The sequence below is a fragment of the Sorangium sp. So ce327 genome, from assembly GCF_051530205.1.
Lineage (GTDB): Bacteria > Myxococcota_A > Polyangia > Polyangiales > Polyangiaceae > Sorangium > Sorangium cellulosum_B.
The window spans coordinates 3,225,211-3,245,361 of the sequence record NZ_CP150330.1 but is presented as its reverse complement, the minus strand read 5'-3'; the positions used below and the strand labels follow the sequence as shown (position 1 = coordinate 3,245,361).

Annotated in this window: 11 protein-coding genes; 7 read left to right on the top strand and 4 right to left on the bottom strand. The window is 70.8% G+C overall.

Features of this window, described 5'->3' with window-relative positions:
- Positions 1-123: 123 nt before the first annotated feature.
- Complete coding sequence (locus tag WME95_RS12430) at positions 124-2,901, top strand: MXAN_6577-like cysteine-rich protein (RefSeq protein ID WP_437908588.1); 2,778 nt, start codon at positions 124-126, stop codon at positions 2,899-2,901.
- Between the two features lie 72 nt (positions 2,902-2,973).
- The gene (locus WME95_RS12425; protein WP_437908587.1) at positions 2,974-3,852 is read left to right on the top strand and encodes an alpha/beta fold hydrolase; all 879 of its coding nucleotides are present in this window, start codon (positions 2,974-2,976) and stop codon (positions 3,850-3,852) included.
- A gap of 81 nt (positions 3,853-3,933) precedes the next feature.
- Here the strand turns inward: WME95_RS12425 and WME95_RS12420 are convergent, their stop codons facing one another.
- A complete protein-coding gene (locus tag WME95_RS12420) occupies positions 3,934-7,845 on the bottom strand; it encodes a thrombospondin type 3 repeat-containing protein (RefSeq protein ID WP_437908586.1) in 3,912 nt (1,303 codons plus the stop codon).
- Between the two features lie 499 nt (positions 7,846-8,344).
- Between WME95_RS12420 and WME95_RS12415 the strand changes: the two genes are divergently transcribed.
- A complete protein-coding gene (locus tag WME95_RS12415) occupies positions 8,345-9,157 on the top strand; it encodes a CPBP family intramembrane glutamic endopeptidase (protein ID WP_437908585.1) in 813 nt (270 codons plus the stop codon).
- Here the strand turns inward: WME95_RS12415 and WME95_RS12410 are convergent.
- The 3 genes from WME95_RS12410 to WME95_RS12400 form a co-directional block, all read right to left on the bottom strand.
- Entirely contained in the window at positions 9,133-10,626 is a 1,494-nt protein-coding gene (locus tag WME95_RS12410) for a vWA domain-containing protein (protein ID WP_437908584.1), read from the bottom strand. The genes WME95_RS12415 and WME95_RS12410 overlap by 25 nt on opposite strands.
- Before the next feature lie 376 nt (positions 10,627-11,002).
- Complete coding sequence (locus tag WME95_RS12405; protein WP_437908583.1) at positions 11,003-11,707, bottom strand: glutathione S-transferase family protein; 705 nt, start codon at positions 11,705-11,707, stop codon at positions 11,003-11,005.
- Positions 11,704-13,221: an isochorismatase family protein gene (locus WME95_RS12400; protein ID WP_437908582.1), complete on the bottom strand. Its 1,518-nt coding sequence runs from the start codon at positions 13,219-13,221 to the stop codon at positions 11,704-11,706. Before WME95_RS12400 ends, WME95_RS12405 begins: the two co-directional genes overlap by 4 nt.
- Positions 13,222-13,615: 394 nt before the next feature.
- Here WME95_RS12400 and WME95_RS12395 point away from each other — a divergent pair, with 394 nt between their 5' ends.
- The 4 genes from WME95_RS12395 (at position 13,616) to WME95_RS12380 (ending at position 19,883) form a co-directional block, all read left to right on the top strand.
- Positions 13,616-15,205 (top strand): IS1182 family transposase, encoded by a 1,590-nt coding sequence (locus tag WME95_RS12395; protein ID WP_437905279.1) that lies wholly within the window; start codon positions 13,616-13,618, stop codon positions 15,203-15,205.
- A 528-nt stretch (positions 15,206-15,733) separates the two neighbouring features.
- Entirely contained in the window at positions 15,734-16,402 is a 669-nt protein-coding gene (locus WME95_RS12390) for a hypothetical protein (protein ID WP_437908581.1), read from the top strand.
- The gene (locus WME95_RS12385; RefSeq protein WP_437908580.1) at positions 16,399-17,883 is read left to right on the top strand and encodes a hypothetical protein; all 1,485 of its coding nucleotides are present in this window, start codon (positions 16,399-16,401) and stop codon (positions 17,881-17,883) included. The genes WME95_RS12390 and WME95_RS12385 overlap by 4 nt, the downstream gene beginning before the upstream one ends.
- Complete coding sequence (locus WME95_RS12380) at positions 17,880-19,883, top strand: hypothetical protein (RefSeq protein WP_437908579.1); 2,004 nt, start codon at positions 17,880-17,882, stop codon at positions 19,881-19,883. Before WME95_RS12385 ends, WME95_RS12380 begins: the two co-directional genes overlap by 4 nt.
- Positions 19,884-20,151: the final 268 nt, after the last annotated feature.

Genomic DNA, 20,151 nt, shown 5'->3' with positions numbered 1-20,151 from the left:
GAGCGGAGCGGCCACGTCAGCCATCAACCACCAGCGCGGAGCCCGGGAGCCGAACGTCGGAGAGGCGCGCGCGTTCTCCGCCGGCTCGCGCGCGTCGACGGCGCGTGCCGCAGGGGGATCTCGATGAACAGACACGGATTTCGCTTCGGACGCGCGCTCTCGAGGGCCGCGCTCTGGCTGCCTGCCGCGATCCTCGCGGCGGCGTCCGCGTGCGGCGGCGACGACGCCCCGGCGCCGCGCTGCGAGGCTCCCTACTCGGTCTGCGGCGGGGCCTGCGTGGCGCTGCACGCCGATCCGGAGCACTGCGGCGCGTGCGGCCAGGAATGTCGGGCCGGGGAGGCGTGCGTGAAGGGCGCCTGCGAGCCGCTGGGGACCGGCGGCGGCGGCGGCGGCGGCGACGGAGGTGGCGGAGGTGGCGGAGGTGGCGGTGGCGGCGGTGGCGGCGGCGGGCCATCCGAGTGCCGCGAAGGCCGCTACGTGAAGCTCTGCGGCGACGAGTGCGTCGACACGCGCACCGACCCGGACCATTGCGGCAAGTGCGGCGCGGCGTGCGCGCCGGGGCGCGCGTGCTCCGGATCCGTCTGCCGGCAGACCTGCCTCCCGGGCCTCACCGACTGCGCTGGCAGCTGCGTGGACCTCGCCGCAGATCCGCAGCACTGCGGCCGGTGCGATCGCGCCTGCGACCCCGGGCGCCCCTGCGAGGGCGGCACCTGCGCGTGCAGCGCGGAGCCCTCCCAGGACATCGGCTCCGCCGTCCCGCAGCGGGTGAGCGGCACGACGATCGGCGCCGACGACGGCCGCTGGCTGACCTGCTCGGGGCCTGGCGCGGCCGATCAGGCGTTCCTGTTCACGGCGCCTCACGCGGGGACGTACCTGTTCGACACCTTCGAGGCCCCGTACGACACGGCGCTCGGCGCGCTGCGGGCGGACACGTGCGAGGAGCTGGCCTGCAACGACAACGCGGGGAGCGTCCAGTCGCAGATCGCCGTCGATCTCGCCGAGGGCGAGCGCATCCTCGTGGTGGTGAGCGGCGCGCGCGACGCGCAGGGCGACTTCACGCTCCGCGTGGCCGAGCTCGGGCCGGTCCAGTGCGCGCCGACCGCCCTCGATCCCGTCGTCCCGCAGACGGTGACGGGCACGACCGTCCTGCGCGAGGACACGGTGGTCGCCGAATGCGACATCAGCGCGACCCCGGACGCCACGTACACGTTCACGGCCCCGTCGGACGGCACGTACGTGTTCAGCGGGCGCGCCCCGTCGGACCTGATCGTCGAGGTCCGCGAGGGCGGCACGTGCACGGGCCGCTCGCTCCGCTGCCGCTACGGCTCCGGCGTGTCGAACGCGTCCGCGACGCTCGAGGCCGGTCAGACGGTGCTCGTCGCGGTGGCGGATCCGGCCGGCCCGCTGGCGAGCTTCACGCTGGAGATCGTCGAGGGCCCTCCGTGCCCGGCCGTCCAGATCGGCGCCACCCTGCCGCAGACGGTGACCGGGAACAACGAGCACCTCCGCGACGTGATCTCGGCCTGCGCGACCTTCTCGACCGGGGGCGAGGCGACCCACGGCTTCACCGCGCCGCGCGAGGGCATCTACACGTTCGACGCGAGCGGCTCGAGCTTCCCCGTCCTCATGGAGGCGCGCCGCGCCTCGTGCGACGGCGATCTCATCGCGTGCGCCGACGGCCTGTTCGAGCCGGCGCGCATCACGCTCTCGCTCGCGGCCGGCGAGACGGTCATCCTCGTGGTGGACACCGCGGGCCCGACGGGCGACTACCGGCTCGAGGTCGACGAGGTGCCGTGCCCGCTCATCGATCTCGGCCGGATGGTGCCGCAGACGGTCACGGGCACGACCGCGGATCTCGCCGATCACCTCGCGCCGGACTGCGCCTCTCGCGGGGCCCCCGAGGCGACCTATCGCTTCACCGCCCCGGCCGACGCGCTGTACATCTTCGACACGGAGGGCTCGGCGCTCGATACGGTCCTGGACGTGCTGAAGGGCTCGTGCTCTGGCCCCTCGCTCAGGTGCAATGACAACGTGGACCCCGCGGGGGTCGTCACCCACTCGCGGGCGAGCCTGTTCCTCTCCGCCGGCCAGACGGTGATCGTCTCCGTGGACAGCGTGTCGGCGAGCGGCGATTACACGCTCAACATCACCCAGCGGGAGGCGCCGCCGTGCCCTCTCTTCGCGCTCGACGCCGTGGTCCCGCAGACGGTCACGGGCAGCACCGAGGGCTATCCCGATCTCCTGGCGCCCTCCTGCGCCACCGTGCCCGGCGGCGAGGCGACGTACAGCTTCACCGCGCCTGTAGATGGCTTCTACCGCATGAACACCGTGGGTTCCACGGTCGATACAATCCTGTCCGTGCGCGACGGCGGGTGCAAAGGCGACGAGATGGCCTGCGTCAACGACAGCAGGGACTCGAGCAAGCTCGTGTGGCTCGACGCCGGCCAGACCGCCCTGATCAGCGTCGACAGCCACGGCGCGGAGGGCGACTACATGCTCAACGTGGACCTCTTCGACGGCACCGGCACGTGCGATAAGCCCATCGAGCTCGCGCCCCTCGCCTCCCAGACCGCGACGGGGACGACCAAGGGGAGCCTCGCCAAGGTGGACGCGAGCTGCGGCGGCATCGACGCGCCTGAGGTGGTCTATCTGTTCACCGCGCCGGAGGCGGGGACGTACACGATCGACACGGCCGGCTCCGACTACGACACCGTGCTCGCCGTCTTCAACGGGAACTGCTACGGCGAGGAGATCGCGTGCAGCGACGACGTGCACGGGGAGGACCTGCACCTGTTCACGTCGGAGGTCACGGTGTCGCTCGACGCAGGGCAGACCATCGTCATCGCGGTCGACGGCGCGTTCGAGGCATCCGGCGTTTACGAGCTCAACATCCATCCGTGACTGCGCACCGCCGCCGTCGAGCGGCGCGGAGCGCCTGGCATCCTCGGTGCAGGTCAACTACCTTGGGGCCCTATGATCAACGGCGTGGTGGAGCCCGTCCGGCTCGGGAAGACGGCGCTTCCAGACGGCCGGCGGCTGGGCTGGGCGGAGTGGGGACCGGAGGACGGCATCCCCGTGCTGCTCTGCCCCGGCGGCGCCACGGGCCGGTCGATGGGGTTCGGGGGTGACGTCGTCGATGGGCTCGGCGTGCGGCTGATCTCCGTGGATCGCCCGGGGCTCGGGGCGTCGGACCAGGCCCCGGGCCGCACGCTCGGCGACTGGGCGCAGGACATACGGCGCTTCCTCGAGGCGCGGCAGCTGTCCGGCGTGGCGGCCGTCGGGTTCTCGGCGGGCGCGCCGTTCGCCCTGGCCTGCGCCGCGGCCGGCGTCGTGGATGGCGTGGCCGTGGTCGCGGGGACCGATGAGCTGGCGAATCCGGTGTTCGCCGATGCGCTGGCGCCGGACGTGCGGCGGCTCGTGGAGCTGGTGGCGACCGACGCTGGGCGCGCGGAGGCGTTCTTCGGCGGGTTCAGCGCCGAGGCGATGTGGAGCTTCGTCATCTCGACGCTCCCGGACGTCGACCGCGCGGTGTACACCGCCCCGGTGTTCGAGCGCGCCTACCGGCGCGCGATGGATGAGGCGTTCTCGCAGGGGCCGGCCGGCTACGCGCGCGACACGGTGCTCACGATGAGCCCGTGGCCGTTCGATCCGGCGAGCATCCGCGCGCCGGTCGATCTGTGGTACGGCGCGCGGGACACGAGCGCTGTGCACTCGCCGGACTTCGGGGCGTCGCTCGCGGGGCGGCTGCGCGCGGCAGAGCGGCGCGTGCTCCCGGAGGCGGGAGGGTCGCTGCTGTGGACGCATGCGGAGGAGATCCTGCGTTCGCTGCTCGGGCGCACGCGCGGGCGGTGAGCCCCTGGCGACGATCGGAGATGACCCTGGCCGCCGTGGCGGTCGCTGCCGGCGGCGGAAGCGGCCAGGGTCAGAGGGCGGTCAGTAGAAGCACACCTCGAGCGAGGGGCGGTTGGTGAGAATGCCGTGCTCGCTCGAACGGTAGCTGGTGAGCGCCGTCAGGTCCTCCTCCAGGAGCAGACCGTGGTTCGGGTGCACGCCGTCGACCCACGCCTGGACGAGCGCTGTCAGGTCGACGGTCGCGACGCCCGACGACGCCCCGACGAACGTCGCCTCGACGGCCGGCTCGAAGCCGTCGGCGAAGCTGCTCCAGGTGACCGTGGACTCCTCCCAGGCGCTGCTGATGCGGTGCACCCGGATCTCGCCCGTGCCGGAGCTGTAGAGCGTCGTGCTGAACGTGGCCGACTCGACCGTGGCGCCGTACGGGATGGAGTCGAGCGCGAAGCGATACAGCGCGTTCTTCTCCGCGCCGCTGCTCAGCCCCGTGTGGAGGTAGGGTGAGCTGCCCTCGTTGTAGCTCGGGTACAGCGCCCAGATCGTCGAGTCCGCCACCTGGCCGTGGACGCCCCGCCGGATCGTCACGCAGGTGACGTCGCAATAGCCGTCGCCGTCCGCGTCGGGGCAGCCGACGGTGCAGTCGGCGTCGCAGCCGTCGCCGCCGTCGGTGTTGCCGTCGTCGCACTCCTCGCCGTCGTCGACGATGCCGTCGCCGCAGACAGGCGCGTCGGCGACGCTCGCATAAGCGAAGACGAACGTGTTCGGCTCCCCGAGCTCCGGTCCGCCGGCGGTGTTCGGCTGGCCGAACGAGTAGGCCTCGGCCGCGACGGCGGCCAGGGCGCTCCGGGCGTCGTCCTCGGTGCCGGCGGCGCCGTAGAACGTCTTGAAGACCTTGCTCTCGCCGGGCGCGAGCTCGCCGAAGTCAAAGTCGAAGAGCGCGCCGTGATCGGTCGGGCCCGCGTCGGTCACCGGGCCAGGCTGAAAGCTGCTGAACGAGAACGGGTTGGCGCTGTTGAATCCATTGGTGTCCGTGCGGAACAGCTCCGGGGCCGTCCCCATATCGATGGTCACGTACTCGTCGAACGGCGTGGGATAGGTGTCCCAGTCCATGACGCGCCGGTAACGCAGATCCACCGGATCCGGGCTGATGTTGTCGATGGTCACGACCACCTCGTAGAGCCAGGGGGTCAGCGCCGACGGGCGGTAGTCGTGGGTGACGATGAACGTCGAGCCCACCTGGACCGTGGAGACCGCGGTGCTCCCCGTGGACGAGAAGCTCAGGACCGTCATGTTCACGGCGCCGCCGTCCTGGGACACGTTCGCGTAACCGGTCACCCCGGAGGTGGCGTCGCCGACGCCCCACCCTTCGGCCTGCGCGCCCGGCTCGACCGACGGGTTGGTCGTGGGCAGGTAACGCAGCCCCAGGTACCCGAGGCCCAGAGGATCCCCGGGGAACGGGTGGTTCAGGTGGCCCTCGCAGTTGACGCCGAGCTGGACGTTGCCGTTGTCGATGATCGCGCCGCAGGGATCGCAGGCGTCGCCGTGGCCGTCACCGTCGCGGTCCGCCTGGTCGGGGTTGTAGCTGAACGGGCAGCTGTCATTCCCGTCGCAGAGCCCATCTCCATCGCTGTCGTACGCCCCCGATCCTGCGCAGGAGTCGCAGGCGTCGCCCACGCCGTCGCCGTCGCTGTCCGCCTGGTCGGGGTTGGTGTTGTCCACGCAGTTGTCCGCCGAGTCGCAGGTCCCGTCGGAGTCCCAGTCGGATTCCCCGGCGGCGTAGCAGGCGTCGCACGCGTCGCCTCGGCCGTTCCAGTCGCTGTCTTCCTGGCCGGGGTTCGGCGTCTCCGCGCAGTTGTCGCAGACGTCGCCCACGCCGTCCTCGTCGGCGTCGCTCTGATCCGGGTTGAAGAAGTAATAGCAGTTGTCCGCGCCGTCGCAGAGCCCATCGCCGTCGCTGTCGTACAATCCCGATCCTGCGCAGTAGTCGCAGACGTCGCCGATGCCATCGCTGTCCGCGTCGCTCTGGTCCGGGTTGTAATAGTAGTGGCAGTTGTCTGTCCCATCGCAGGAGCCATCACCGTCGCTGTCGTACGACCCCGATCCTGCGCAGGAGTCGCAGACGTCGCCGCGCCCGTCGCCGTCGCTGTCCGCCTGGTCGGGGTTGGTGTAGCCCGCGCAGTTGTCCACCGTGTCGCAGACCCCGTCGGCATCCCAGTCGGGATCTCCGGAGGCGTAGCAGGCGTCGCACGCGTCGCCTCGGCCGTTCCAGTCGCTGTCTTCCTGGCCGGGGTTCGGCGTCGCCGCGCAGTTGTCGCAGGCGTCGCCCAGGCCGTCGCCGTCGGCGTCGCTCTGGTCAGGGTTGGCGGCATAGTAGCAGTTGTCCGCCGAGTCGCAGGCCCCATCGCCGTCCGAGTCGGTGCTCCCGGCGGCGTAGCAGGCGTCGCACGCGTCGCCTCGGCCGTTCCAGTCGCTGTCTTCCTGGCGGGGGTTCGGCGTCTCCGCGCAGTTGTCGCAGGCGTCGCCCAGGCCGTCGCCGTCGGCGTCGCTCTGGTCGGGGTTGGAGACGTAATAGCAGTTGTCCGCCTCTTCGCAGAGCCCATCGCCGTCGCTGTCGTACACCCCCGGGCCCGCACAGTAGTCGCAGGCGTCCCCGATCCCGTCGCCGTCCGCGTCGCTCTGGTCAGGGTTGTAATAATAACAGTTGTCTGCCCCATCGCAGGACCCATCGCCGTCGCTGTCGTACGACCCCGATCCTGCGCAGTAGTCGCAGGCGTCCCCGATCCCGTCGCCGTCCGCGTCGCTCTGGTCAGGGTTGTAATAATAGCAGTTGTCCGCACCATCGCAGGCGCCATCGCCGTCGCTGTCGTACGCCCCTGATCCTGCGCAGTAATCGCAGACGTCGCCGATGCCATCGCTGTCCGTGTCGCTCTGGTCAGGGTTGTAATAGGTGAAGCAGTTGTCTGCGCCATCGCAGGCGCCATCACCATCGCTGTCGAACCACCCCGATCCCGCGCAGGAATCGCAGACGTCGCCGGCCCCGTCGCCGTCGCTGTCCGCCTGGTCGGGGTTGAAGTTGAAATAGCAATTGTCCACCGTGTCGCAGGCCCCGTCGCCATCCGAGTCGAAAACCCGGGAGGCGTAGCAGGCGTCGCACGCGTCGCCTCGGCCGTTCCAGTCGCTGTCTTCCTGGCCGGGGTTCGGCGCCTCCGCGCAGTTGTCGCAGACGTCGCCCACCTGGTCGCCGTCGCCGTCGCGCTGGTCCGGGTTGTAGGCGTAGTAGCAGTTGTCCGCGCCATCGCAGAGCCCATCGCCGTCGCTGTCAGACACCCCCGACCCCGCGCAGGCGTCGCAGACATCGCCGACGCCATCGCCGTCGGCGTCGCTCTGGTCCGGGTTGTAGTCGTAGTAGCAGTTGTCGCTCCCATTGCAGAGCCCATCGCCGTCGCTGTCAGACACCCCCGGCCCCGCGCAGTCGTCGCAGGCGTCGCCGAACCCGTCGCCATCCACATCGCCCTGATCCGGGTTGGCGGTCGCGCCGCAGTTGTCGCATCCCTGGCCCGCGCCCACCGCGAGGCCGTCGCCATCCACGTCCGCGCTCCCCACGGAGCCGACGTCGAACGTGTAGCTGCCGCAGAGCTCCCGATCGGCGCAGCTCGGGCGGGTGTTGGCCGGGTCGCCGTCGAACAGGCACGCTGACGCCGCCCCCTCGTCCGACGCGACGTCGACGCGCACGTGGCCCCACGCAACGGCATCGTCACCGACCGTCTCGACCTGGAAGTCGTTACAGCTCGCGGGGTTGTAGAGCTCGAGCAACGCCGGATCGGTGATGCTCACCTGGAGCGGCGTGCTGTTGCAGAAGCAGTCGTTCGAGCTGGGTACGGTGTCGAGCAGCGCGCCGTTCATGTACAGCGCGAAGCTGTTCACGCCGCAGTCCGCGTGGCCAATGGTGTACGTGATCGCGGTGGTGGCCGCGTGCGCCGCATCGGGCAGCAGCACGCAGCCGAGTAACAAGCCAAGCGTACGGAATAACAAGAAGCCAATTTTGCCGCGACGGCGCATGGTTCCTCCTGGGTCTCGGGGCGCTCGCACCGGAGCGCACGGGGGCAAGGTGCAGATCCGATCGCCCGGCAAACACGCCTATCACAGGTGCCGTCACAGCGACGATGACAAACGATTACAGCCGTCGACGACGCCAGCGGGTCGCAAAGGCGCCTTGACGGCCGTCCCGCACATTCGTGACCACGGCGCACCCTGGGCACCGCGGCCGGCGCATCACCTCCTCCAGGGACCTACGCAGACACGGGCGATATCGACTTCGTGCTGCGGGATTGACAGCGGACTACACATGCGGCGGCGCGAGGCCCGCGCTCGGGACGGGAGCTCCGAGCGGAGCCCGGCCCCCGACCCGATCCCGGCCTTCGTGTCGAGCGGGGCGACTTTCTCCGTCGCGAGTCTCGCGCGGAACATCCTGCGCGCGCCGCTGTCCCGCCGGTCCATGCCTCGTTCCGTGGCCCGGTTCTTCGTCCTCACGTACGCCATCACATGGCTCTGCCAGCTGCCCCTGCTGCTCCAGCAGTGGGGCGCCGGCATCCCTCCCGGCGTCGCCATGGCGCCGCTCGTGCTCGGCGCTGTCGGCCCCTCGCTCGCGGCCATGGTGTGCGCCTGGAAGGAGGGAGGTCGAGCGGGGCTCTCGGGGCTCCTGTCACCCCACCCCGCCCCGGCGGGCTGGGGCTACGCGCCGCTCGCGCTGTGCATGCCGGCGGCGCTGCACCTCCTCGGCCTCGCGCTGCTGGCGCTCGCCGGCGGGAGCCTTCCGGCGACGCTCCTATATACGCCTGTCACACCGGAACACCGCGGTATCGCCGTGCTCGCCCCGCTGGGGGAGGAGCTGGGATGGCGCGGCTATGCCCTCCGGCGGCTCCTTCCGGCGCAGGGACCCGTGCGCGCCAGCCTCGTCCTCGGCGTCGCGTGGACCTTCTGGCACCTGCCCGCCCTGTGCCTGCCGGGCGTCCCCTGGTGGTCGTGGGCGCTCAGCCTCGTGTTCATCACGTCGCTCAGCGTGCTGATGACGGCGCTGCACCTCCGATCCGGCGGCAGCGTGCTCGTCGCGTGGGCGGCGCACCTCGGCATCCACCTCGACAACGTCTCTCGCGCGCACATGTCCGGCGACGGCGCCGCGCCGCTCCTGGTCACGACGATCGCCGCGCTCGTGGCCGCGGTCATCACCGCTCGGTGGATGCAGATGCAGGCACGAGGCGCCGTATCGCGAGCCGACGGAGAGCGTCAGTTGTCGCTGAAATCACCATAAAGATCTCCTCGAGGGGCGTCCGCCTTCATGAGGTCCAGGAGCGCGGGCCAGAACGCCGCCTCCGCGTCGATGCCGGCGTCTCCGATCGCCGCCGCGTCGGCCGCGAAGCGCTCGAGCGCGGGCTCCAGGGTGGCAATCGCCGCGGCGGGGTCCGAGCCGTACGCTTGCGCCGCGTCGTGCATCGCTTGCACGAGGAGCGCGAGCGCCACCGTCTTGTCGACGCTCGCCTGCGGCATCACCACGCCGCGCTCGTCGAGCGCCTCGCCGTCATAACGCGCCGAGAGGGAGCTCGTGACCGGCTCTCCCGAGCGGTCGACGTAACTGAGCGCGACCTCCACCTCCGACCCGGCGATCTCCTCTGGCGACGCCGGCGTGAGGGACAGGAGCAGCGCCCCCTTGCGCTTGCTGAGGAACACGCTCGCCACGTCGAGCGAGGCGATCGACGTCGCGCCGGCCTCCCCTGTGGGGAAGCCATACGCGTGAGAGAGAGAGAGGCCCGGCGAAGGGGTCGCGACGAGGCTGAGATCATGGGCGATCGGCGTCGCCATCCACGGCCAGTTGTCTTCCATGAAGGGCCCTACCTCGTCGGCGTCCATCAGGCTGAAGGCGTTGGCTCCGCGCAGGTGCGACATCCGGTTCATGACCTCGACGCCCAGCCCCAGGCCCAGGCCGAAGACGGTGATCCCGATGCCGTCTTCCGCGCCCTCCGCGACCAGGCGCTCGAACTCGCTGCCGTCGATGGCTCCCACGTTCGGCTGAACGTCGGTGAAGAGCATGACGCGGACCTCGTCGGCCGTGCCCTTCGCCTCGCGCGCGAGCTCGTACGCCTGAATGAGGCCTGCCTCCATGTTGGTGGAGCCGTTCTCCGAGAGCTCGTCGATGGTCTCCTTGATCTCGGGGTCGTCCCCTTGCGTCCAGTCGAGCGGCGTGCTCACCGACGAGCCATACGTGACGAGCGCGAAGCGGTCGTCCGCGTCGAGGCTGCTCGCCACATTCCCGAGGAGCGAGCGGGCGATCGCCGCGGGCATCCCGCCTTCGCCATCGCCGTAGCCCCACGACATCGAGCCGGATACGTCGACCGTCGCGACGATCGCCATCGACGGCCGCTTGAACGTCTCGGGATCGATCGTCGACGACATGCCGACCTGCACCCACGCGGCGCTCTCGCCCTGCGCGTCCGGGGCAATCCCCATCGCCGCGCGCACGCAGAGGAGCGTCGCGCACGGCGCGCCCTCGAGCGGCAAATCGTGCTCCGAGAACATCGCCTCGACGACGAACGCCTCGGCCGGCGGCACCCTGCCGTTCTCGACGAGGCCCCGTGCGAGGCCCATATCCTTCACACCCCCCGGCGTCGCGCCGAACTCGCCGGAGCCGCCGAAAGAGGCCATGTCGCTCCCGCCGATTTCTGCGCAGCCGACCATCACGATGCCCGACGCGACCGTCATGATGAAGCCAAAGAATCGGTTCATGCCATCCCTCCTTCGAACGCCGGGCGCTCAGGTTCGCGCAGGATCGCGACACGTCCTCGCCCCGCGTCCTGCCGCGCGGCGTGCAGCTTCAGTGCCAACGCCGCGACGCACGCTTCGTCTGGTTCGGGCGCCCATCGACGCGCCATTCCGGCACGATGCATGACAGCGGCGTCAGAGCGCAGGCGCGCTCCGGTGAGCCACCCCTCGCGACGACCGCGCCGGCTCAAGCACCCTGAATCCATCGGACTCACGCGTTTGCGGAGCCGGGCGCCGCCCAGGTCGGGCTGTGGGTGACTTCAGATTATCTGAGGCTATCGCCGACCTGCCCGCGCATCGAGCGGGCCGCCTTCAGCCGACGATCAGCGGGGCGGCCGCGCTACGTCGCGGCGGCGAGCGCCCGCGCCTGGGCGAACAGGTCGGGGCGCGCCCGGTCGTGGGACCAGCCCTCGGGGTACGAGGCAACCGCCGAGGGGCGATCCCGCACGCGGCGCTCGTAGGCGTCGAGCGCCGGATGACCGGCGAGCGACAGCCCGCGCCGCTGCATGTAGGCGAGCACCGGGTAGAACGCGCAGTCGGCGAGCGTGAAGGCGTCCGACGCGATGAACCGTGTCTTCTGGGCCCGCGCGTCCCACAGCGCGAGCTCCCGCTCCACCCCCGAGAGCGCGCCCAGGATGGCTGCTCGCCGGTCCGGCGACACGGCCTCCGGGCCAGCCTCGAAGAGGCCCTCCAGCGGGTCGTAGACACACGCCGTGGCCTCGGACTCCTGAGCGAAGGCGAGCGCGCGGGCGAGCGCCCCGGGCTCGGCGAGCGGCGGGAGGAGCGGCGGGTCGGGATACCGCAGCTCGAGGTACGTCAGGATCGCCAGCGACTCGTTCATGGCGGTGCCGTCGGGCTCCACGAGCACCGGGGCCTGGCCCCGCGGGTTGAGGGCCAGGAACTCCGGGGTGCGCGTCTCGCGGGGCTCCCGCATCACGCGGAGGCGGCGCGCCTCGAAGGCGAGGCCCTTCTCGTGAGCCGCCATCAGGACGCGCCAGCTCGAGATCGAGCCGTTCACGAAGTACACCGTGCGCTGAGCGCTCATCGGTCGCCCCCGGGCTCGTGCGACGCGCGGAGCGTGCGAAAATTGAGCGCCTCGAAGCCCGGGCGGTACGCGGCGACATCGAAGGTGGGGTCGACGTTCTCGGCGCGGAAGAGCTGCAACATCCGCTCTGCCTCGCCGCGCTCCGCCGCCTCGCGCTCCGGCTCGGGGACCGCGGCTCGGGCTCGGGCGCGCGCCTCGGCCTCGGGGCGATCGGACGCGGGCGCGCCGACGCCCCAGACAGCGCCGGTCGCCGGATCGTGAAACGTGCCGATGTGCCGGAACGTGAGCGAGATGCGCGATGGCGACACATGGCCGTCGCCCTCACCCTCCGTGTCCCCCTCCTGGCGAATGGCGTGATAGAAACGGCGGTTCGTCCCCAGGTCCATGACGAGCAGCGAGCCGTGCGGCAGAGGGACCTTCTGGACAGCATTCCCGTCCTCGGCGCGCTTGGGCCGGAGCACCATGGTGCGCTGTCGTCCGAGCGAGACATTGACGATGAACGACGGGCGCACGAGGTCGAGCGTCTTGTCGGAGTGCTCGCTGATCCAGTCGCGTCCCGTGCGGTAGAGCTGGAGCAGGCAATGGTTGAGCGGGTGTCCGACGCGGCGCTCGACCTCCCTGCGAATGCGGTCGACGGCGGGGGTGAAGGGGCAGAGCTCGGGCTGCTCGTCGACCGGGTGGCGATAGAGCGGCATGGCGCCGTCGGGCGAGCGCTCGCCCTGGATCGCGACCAGGCGGGGCACCTCCCCTCCGCGGTGGCGCATCGTCGTCCAGGCGACCTCGCGCTCGACAGCGGCGAAGGCGCCGGCGTCCCCGGCGAGGCGCTCGTCGAGGGCGCCGCACCACAGCGCCGTCTCGCCCGCGCCGATGCCGGCGATGTGCACCGGCCCGGGTCCGTCGGAGAGCAGGTCGGCCCAGCTGCGGCGCCGGCCGCCGAGGCCCTCGATCTCGCGCAGCGCGACGGCGTGTTTGCCCGCGGTCCCCGCCGCGGTCGCGTCCCCGAGGATGTCGACGTCATAGCCGAGCCGGCGCGCGTCGCGGGCGGCGGCGAGGACACACACGTTGGTCGCGACGCCGCACAGGACCACGCCGGTCACGCCCGCCTCCGCCAGCCGGGCGTGCAGCTCGGTCTCACGGAACGCCGAATACCAGCGCTTCTCGACGTGCCATTCCGCGGTCCCCGCGGGGCGCTCGGCGCGCACCGGGACGAGCGCCGGGAACAGCTCGGCGCCCCACGTGCCGCGGGCGCAGCACGCGCTGCCGGTGTGCGTCTGCCCGCGGAGCGCGTCCGGCGCCGCGTCGATCTCGCCGTAGACCGACGTCACCCACACCACGACCCGCCCCTGCGCGCGCGCCGCGCGCGCGAGCCAGGCCACGGTCTGCGCGAGCTGGTGCGGATCGCAGTGGCGCTTCGAGAACGCGCCTCCCTCCGCGAGGAAGTCGTTCTGCATGTCGATGATCAGCAGCGCCGTGCGCGCAGGATCCTGGGAGGGCGCCCCAGCTCTCACGTCCATCGTGTCCTGGTACCACCGGCCGGCTGCTCGGCCAAGCTCCGCGGCCGCGACGCGGGGCACACAGCAGAGAGCGCCAGGCCGAGCTCACCCAGGATCAACGAGGCTCCAGCGTCGAACACGGTAGCGTGGGCCTCCATGACGATCGAAGAGGTCGAAGCTGGGACTCGACAGCTCGTCGAGAGGGCCAACGACACGGATGTCGTGGTCTTCGCGAGGCACGCGGCGGGTTTTGCAGCAGATGCAGCGGATACGACGCTGGCTTGGCCCTTGCTTCAGCTCGCGCCCGAGCTCTAGAGGACCGATCAGTTTGATTTTGTGATAATCCCGAGCGTTTCGATGGAAGGCTCGACGGTCTCGCCGAGCCATGATCTCGTCCGCGCCCGGAGGTGCACGGATGGAACGATGGTCGCCGCCGGTGGAGCTGTCGCGGCAGGAACAGGCGCTCATGAAACGGTTGACCCGGGTGCGAGCCCTGTTCGGCTTTCTCAGGCTGCACCGGCACGAGCTATTCGACGAGACGTTCCAGGAGCAGCTGGAGAGCATGTACCGGACCACGGGAGCAGGTGAGCCGCCGCATCCGCCGGCGCTGATGTGCATGGTCACGCTGCTCCAGGGATACGTCGGCGCATCGGATGCCGAGGCGGTGGAGCTGTCGATCGTCGACCTTCGCTGGCAGATGGTGCTCGGCTGCCTGGGGGCGGCCACGCCCGCGTTTTCGCAGGGCGCGCTGCAGGCGTTCCGAGAGCGGATGGTCGAGCATGAGATGGACCGGGTGCTGCTGGAGCGGACCGTGGCGCTCGTTCGGTCGGGCGCGATGACGGAGAGCGAGAGGCGTGCGGTGTCCAAAGCGCTGCGCGTGGCCATCGATAGCCGCCCTTTAGCGGGAGCCGGGCGGGTTGAGGACACGATCAACCTGCTCGGCCATGCAGCACGCACCATCGTCCGCGTCGTGTCGAAGATCACGGAGCGCCCGCCCGAGGAGATCTGTCGCAAGGCGGGCATCCCGCTACTTCTGGCTCCCAGCATCAAGGCCGGGCTCGACCTCGATTGGAGCGACCCGAAACAGAAGGCGGCGGCGATTCAGATCCTGGAACGGCAGGTCTCGTCCCTGCAGCAGTGGGTGGACCGCCATCTGGACGACGTCGTCGAGCAGCCGCTCCGCTTCTATATGGATGCGGTCACACAGGTTCGGGACCAAGACCTGGAAACGGCTGAGGATGGGACCGTTCGCATCCGTCAAGGTGTTGCACCTGACCGCCGTGTCTCCATTGAGGACGCTGAGATGCGCCACGGAAGAAAGAGCCGCTCGAAGAGGTTTGATGGCTACAAGGAACACATCGCACGCGACCTGGACCTTCCCGTCATCGTCGCCTGTGCGGTCACGCCAGCGAATCGCCCCGAAGAAGAGGGGGCCGCACCGATCGCCAAGGACATCCAACGTCAACGGCTGCGCCTCGGCGAGCTCCACATCGATCGCGCCTATGTGAACAGTCCCGTCGTTGACGACGTGATCCGCGACGGTGGCCAGGTGTTCTCGAAGCCTTGGGGACAGCGTGCTCGCAGCCCCAACCTGTTCAGCAAGCGCGACTTCAAGATCGACCTGCGCGCCAAGACGATCACCTGTCCGGCAGGACAGGTCGAGGTATTCGAGCCCGGCGACACGGTCGAGTTTGATCCTGAGGATTGCGGCGCGTGCCCCCTCCGAGCCAGGTGCACCCAAGCCGCCTCGGGACGGGGGCGGACCGTGTCCATTGCGGAGGACGAGGCTCTGCAGCGCAAATTCCGGAAGCTGCAGCAGACGGGGGCAGGTCGCGCCGTGCTCCGCCAGCGGGTGGCTGTAGAGCATGCGCTCGCCCACATCGCGGCACGGAAGGGCCACACTGCACGCTACATCGGCGCCAGGAGAAATCTGTTCGACCTCCGGCGCGCAGCAGCGATCCAGAATCTCGAGGCAGCCCAACGCCTGCTGCAGCAGGCAGCGTAAGCTGCCGGAATTAAATGGTTTTCAATATGTTTGTCACTCTAGGATGAGGAGGTGGTGAAAACCCGACGGCGGCGCACCTCGCGAAGGGGGGTCTTCTGGCACGTGCAGTGCCTCGGCTTGATCATGAGCGCGCGGGCATTCGCTCAGGCGCCCGACTCGAGCGCCTTTGAGCCCGCCCCCGCGCCCCCTGCACCGACACAGCCAGCGCCGGCTCCGCCTCCTCCGCCACAGCTCGCGCCCGTGGAAGCTCCGCCGCCCGCCCCTGCACAGCCTGAACCGGAGCAGCCCGCGCCGCCTCCTCCGAGCGCCGCCCAGCCGTATCCATACCCGTATCCGTATCCATACCCGTATCCGTATCCGTATCGAACCCCGTATCCGTATACCTATCCATCGCAGCCTTACCCGCCTGGGCCTCCACCGTTCATGCCCCCGCCGGCCCCTGAGCCTCCACCGTCCATTCCCCCGCCGGCCCCCACCGCTGACGCGCCGTCGAAGCCAGCGCCTCCGGCCAAGAGGAAGCCGCGGAGCGTGCCCTTGTCCGTGTTTCGCTTCGGCTACGGCGCCTACGCGAGCGGCACGCTGAATTTTCAGGGCCAGTGCGCCGGCAGCTGCCCGCTGTCCTTGCGCTCCGGGAGGGAGGACGTCGACGATCACACGCCGGTGCTGCTCGGCTTCGATCTGATGTTCGGGCCCGAGCCCGTGAGCCTCGGGTTTGGCTTCTGGTTCACCACGGGCACGACCCTCGAAGGACGAGAGCCCAGCGTGCCGGAGCGGGGCATCGGCTGGGAGTTCGCGACCCCCTTCATGCTCGGCGTCGCGGTCCCCGCGACGGAGTCCCTCGCGCTCCGACTGGGCGCCTTCGCCGGTCCGGAGTTCCTGTTCGCGCACGACGGCAGCGCGCAAGGCAGGGACGGCGAGGCCTACGAGAGCTTGTGTGACGACTTGCGGGCCCGCGGGCAAGTCAGCGAGTGCGACGTGACCTATCCGACCCGCTTCAGCTGGATCTACGGGTTCCAGGTCGGCCCTGTCTTCCGCACGTCGCGCCTCAACACCATCGGCGCCGAGCTCCTCGTCCAGCACGTCGATTATCGCCTGTTCGGGGTCGACGCGGAGGGACCGAGCTGGCGAGCCAAGCAGACGTACGACTACAGCGCGTGGAGGTTCTGGCTCATGGTCACCGTCGGGATAGGGAAATGACGTTGCGCTACGGGCTCTCGGCGATGGCCCTTTCGCTGGTCGTCGGGTGTGCAGACGACGGCGACAAGGCCCCGCCGCCCGACTGCGGCGAAGGCCGCGTCTGCACCTGCGCGCCGGGAGACGACCGGCCTGGATGCAATCCGTGCCGGGAGGGATACCGGCCCGCGCTGATCGGGTCCGACTGTGTCCCGACCTGCAACGCCCCCGACGTCGACTGCGGCGAGGCGGGAGTCTGCGAGGAGACGGCGAGCGGGGCCGCGTGTCGCTGCGATCCGGGGCACGCGGGCGAAAGCTGCGAGCGCTGCGAGTCAGGGCTCACGCAGAACGACGCCGGCCAGTGCGTGGCCGCGCTCTCGGCACCATCGCTGCTGACGCTGTCCATCGTCGGCTCCGAGCGCGTCCTCGGCGCGCTCGTCCCGCCCGGCTGGTCGTTCCGCCCTCTGGCGAGCGTGCCGAGCACCGTGACCGACGTCGCCTATGACGCGGGCTCCGGTCGCGTGTTCGCGCTGAACGGCGGGCGCCTGGCGACCCTCGATCTCGCTTCCGGTGCGGTCATGGATCTCACGAGCGCCGACGTCGATCTCGGGAGCGCGCTGTCGCTGGATCCAGCCGGAAACAGGGCGCTCTCCGCCTCGGCGGACGCCATTTACGAGATCGATCTCGACACGTTCCAGGCCGAGGAGCTCTCCGCTGTGGGCGCTCGCGCGCTCGAGTACGACCCGGGCCGCGCGAGGATCCTCGGGCTGGACGAGGCGGGCGCGACCTTCGAGCTCGCTGATTCCACGCCGGAGCTCGTCGGCCAGGCGCAGGGCTCCGACTGGCTCGCCATGGCCTTCGATCCCGGAAGCGCGCGCGCCTATTTGCTCCGCAGCGACGCGGAGAGCCGTGAGGACCGACTCCTGCGTTATTGCGCCGGGGCCCTCGCGCGCTTCGGCGCCGTCCCGGCGTGGCATGCGAACCGCGTCGTCGACGCCGGCGGCGGGAGCACGGCGCCGCTCACGCTGGCGTACGAGGGCGCGGATCCGGCGCTGATCGTGGCCGATCTGGGCACCCAGCCGATCGACGCGGTGACCATCGCGGTCGACCACCCCGACGCGGCCGTGTGTGTCGTCGACGACGGCGGCGGCGGGGCGGCCGAGCTCGAGATCGCGCTGTCCCCGAGCCTCCGGGCCGGCTTCCTCCTGGTCGCCGCGCCGGGCCGAGCGGTGAGCGTCGACGCGACGGCGCGCCCCGCCGACGCCAGCTACAGCTTCATCGTCCACACCAATGAGGGCCTCAGCGTCTCGGGGCCGCTCGAAGGCATCACCGGGCACGACACGGCCTCGTGGGAAGCGCTGGCCCTCGACAGCATCACGAACTTCCCCGAACGGCGCGCCGCCACCCTCGCGCTGATGGACTGGGCGTCTCAGGCCACCCTCGAGGTTCGCCTCGCGCACGAGCCTGCGGGCAACGCGCTTGCGTGGGTAGCGGAGGTGCCATGAGGGTCCTGCGCGTCTCCTGGCCGCTCCTGCTGCTCTCCCTTCCGGGGTGCGAGGACTCGGTCTCTGGCTTTCTGAGCTGCGGCGTCGAGATGTGCAGCGCCCGGCAGGAGTGCGTCAGCGCGGCGCTGGGCCCGACCTGCGTGTGCACCGAGGGGTTCGTCGGCACCGAGTGCGCGACGTGCGCGTCCGGTTACAAGCTGGTCGACAACCGCTGCGCGCTCATCCCGCTCGACTGCGCTGTCAACCCGGAGCGGTGCGGTCCGCACGGCACGTGCGTCGCGACGGCCGGCGCGGACGAATGCGCGTGCGAGGCGCTGTACGAAGGTCGGCTGTGCGATCAATGCCAGAGCGGCTACCAGGACAACGACGCGAACGGCGACTGCCGCCCCACCTGCGCGGAGGCCCAGCTCGACTGCAAGGCGCCGAGCCGCTGCTCGGACGCGGGCGGCGCGGCGCTGTGCGAATGTCCGACGGGGTACACCGGCGACGACTGCTCGCGCTGCGCGCTCGGCTATCGGGACAGCGGGACGGGCTGCGTGCCCACGTGCGCCGCCTCCGGCTTCACCTGCAGCACGAACCAGATCTGCGTCGACACGGACACGGGCGCCCGCTGCGGGTGCGCCGAGGGGTACGGCGGGATCGGCTGCGCGAGCTGCGCCGAAGGCTACCAGCAGGATTCGACGACGGGCGCTTGCCTGCCCTCCTGCGACGGGGCCGGCGTCCGCTGCGGCGAGCACGGCAGCTGCGACGATTCGATCGGCTTCGCGCGCTGCGTCTGCGTCCTCGGATACACGGGGGAGCGCTGTGACCTCTGCGCCGCGAACTTCGAGCAGGGCGCCGGCGGGACGTGCGGCCGTACGCCCACGGCGAGCGAAACGCTGGTGATGGCGGGCTCCTTCGAGGGGCGTCCGGTCCTCGCCACGCTCGATCCGGGCTCGGGCAGCGCGCTGCCGCTGGCGGAGCTCGAGGTCACGGGGCTGTCGGGCGGCGCGACCCCGCGGGCGCTCTTCGTCAACCGCGCCGGGTCGATCTCGTCCTACTCGCTCGCGACCGGCGCCGTCGAGGACGCCGTGGATGGCAGCGGCGCCGTGGGTCCGCTCACCTGGGATGAGGCGACGAACCGGCTCTACGCGCTCGGTGGACCGAGGTCGTTCTCCCTGCTCAGCATCGATCCCGCCGCGAAGACGGTGGTGCCGCTATTCGACACGGAGCTGGCCGGGGCGGTGGATCTCGCGTTCGACGCCGCCAACCAGCGGGTGCTCGTGCTGCGCGACACGTTGTTCGCGGTGAGCCTCGCCGACGGCGCGGTGACCGAGCTCGCGCCGCTGCCCCCGGCCACGCTGGGCATCGAGATCGGCGCCGACGGCGCGCTCCTCGCGCTGTCGGCGACCGACGCGGACGAGGCCGCCGCCCGCGTGCAGGCCTGTCGCTCGACCGCGGCCGCGCTCGGTCTCGACGGCTACGCGGGCGCGACCGGCCGCTTCGTACAGCCGGACTCCGACGTGGACCAGGTGACCCTCGCGGCCGCGACGCCGGACAAGCTGGAGGTGCAAAGCTATCTGGGCCGAGGCGGCGACAGCGCCCCGCGGACCGTGCAGATCACCGCGGACAACCCCGACGCGTTCCTCTGCCTGGCCCTCGAGGAGGCGACCCTGGTCGGCGTGGCGGCCGGGGCGCGCTTTCGAGCGCTCGTCATCTACGCGGCGGACGACCCGATCGAGCTGCAGATCGAGGACGGATTCGCGGGCGGCGCGGCGCCCCTGATCCATCTGGGCGGCTACGCTCCCGCCTTCACGCGCCCGGATCGAGACGACATCGTTGTCTACACACCAGCGGAGTGGGCCGCGCGCGGGCTGGCCGTCGATCCGCGCTTCCACCGCCCGGGGCCCGGCGTCCTTCACACGCTGGACGGCGCGTTCGCCGTGAGATCGAGCGTGCCCCTCTCGGGAGGCGTCATTCCCGGAGGGCCGCTGGCCCGCTGGGAGCCGGTCGCGCCATGAAGCGGGCTCATTCATGACGATCGAAGACGTCGGCGCTGCGACTCGACATCTCGTCGAGAGAGCCAACGCTGCCAGGCCACTGCCCTGAGGCGACGCAAGGCGCGCCTGCTCCATCACCTCCGCCCCTGACGGCTCGCAGCGCTTCGATCTGACCACGGCGCACGTGCGCCGCGCGGGCACGTCCACGTCGAACGCTTCAACTGAGCGCCTGCGCTCACCAGAGAACACCGTCTCCCGACCCAGGGGAGCCCGGAGCTCTGCCCTGTCC

Coding starts and splice junctions, on each gene's coding strand:
- WME95_RS12380 (WP_437908579.1), top strand. CDS start 17,880: ATGAGGGTCCTGCGCGTCTCCTGGCCGCTCCTGCTGCTCTCCCTTCCG.
- WME95_RS12410 (WP_437908584.1), bottom strand. CDS start 10,626: ATGAACCGATTCTTTGGCTTCATCATGACGGTCGCGTCGGGCATCGTG.
- WME95_RS12415 (WP_437908585.1), top strand. CDS start 8,345: ATGCCTCGTTCCGTGGCCCGGTTCTTCGTCCTCACGTACGCCATCACA.
- WME95_RS12385 (WP_437908580.1), top strand. CDS start 16,399: ATGACGTTGCGCTACGGGCTCTCGGCGATGGCCCTTTCGCTGGTCGTC.
- WME95_RS12395 (WP_437905279.1), top strand. CDS start 13,616: ATGGAACGATGGTCGCCGCCGGTGGAGCTGTCGCGGCAGGAACAGGCG.
- WME95_RS12430 (WP_437908588.1), top strand. CDS start 124: ATGAACAGACACGGATTTCGCTTCGGACGCGCGCTCTCGAGGGCCGCG.
- WME95_RS12405 (WP_437908583.1), bottom strand. CDS start 11,707: ATGAGCGCTCAGCGCACGGTGTACTTCGTGAACGGCTCGATCTCGAGC.
- WME95_RS12425 (WP_437908587.1), top strand. CDS start 2,974: ATGATCAACGGCGTGGTGGAGCCCGTCCGGCTCGGGAAGACGGCGCTT.
- WME95_RS12400 (WP_437908582.1), bottom strand. CDS start 13,221: ATGGACGTGAGAGCTGGGGCGCCCTCCCAGGATCCTGCGCGCACGGCG.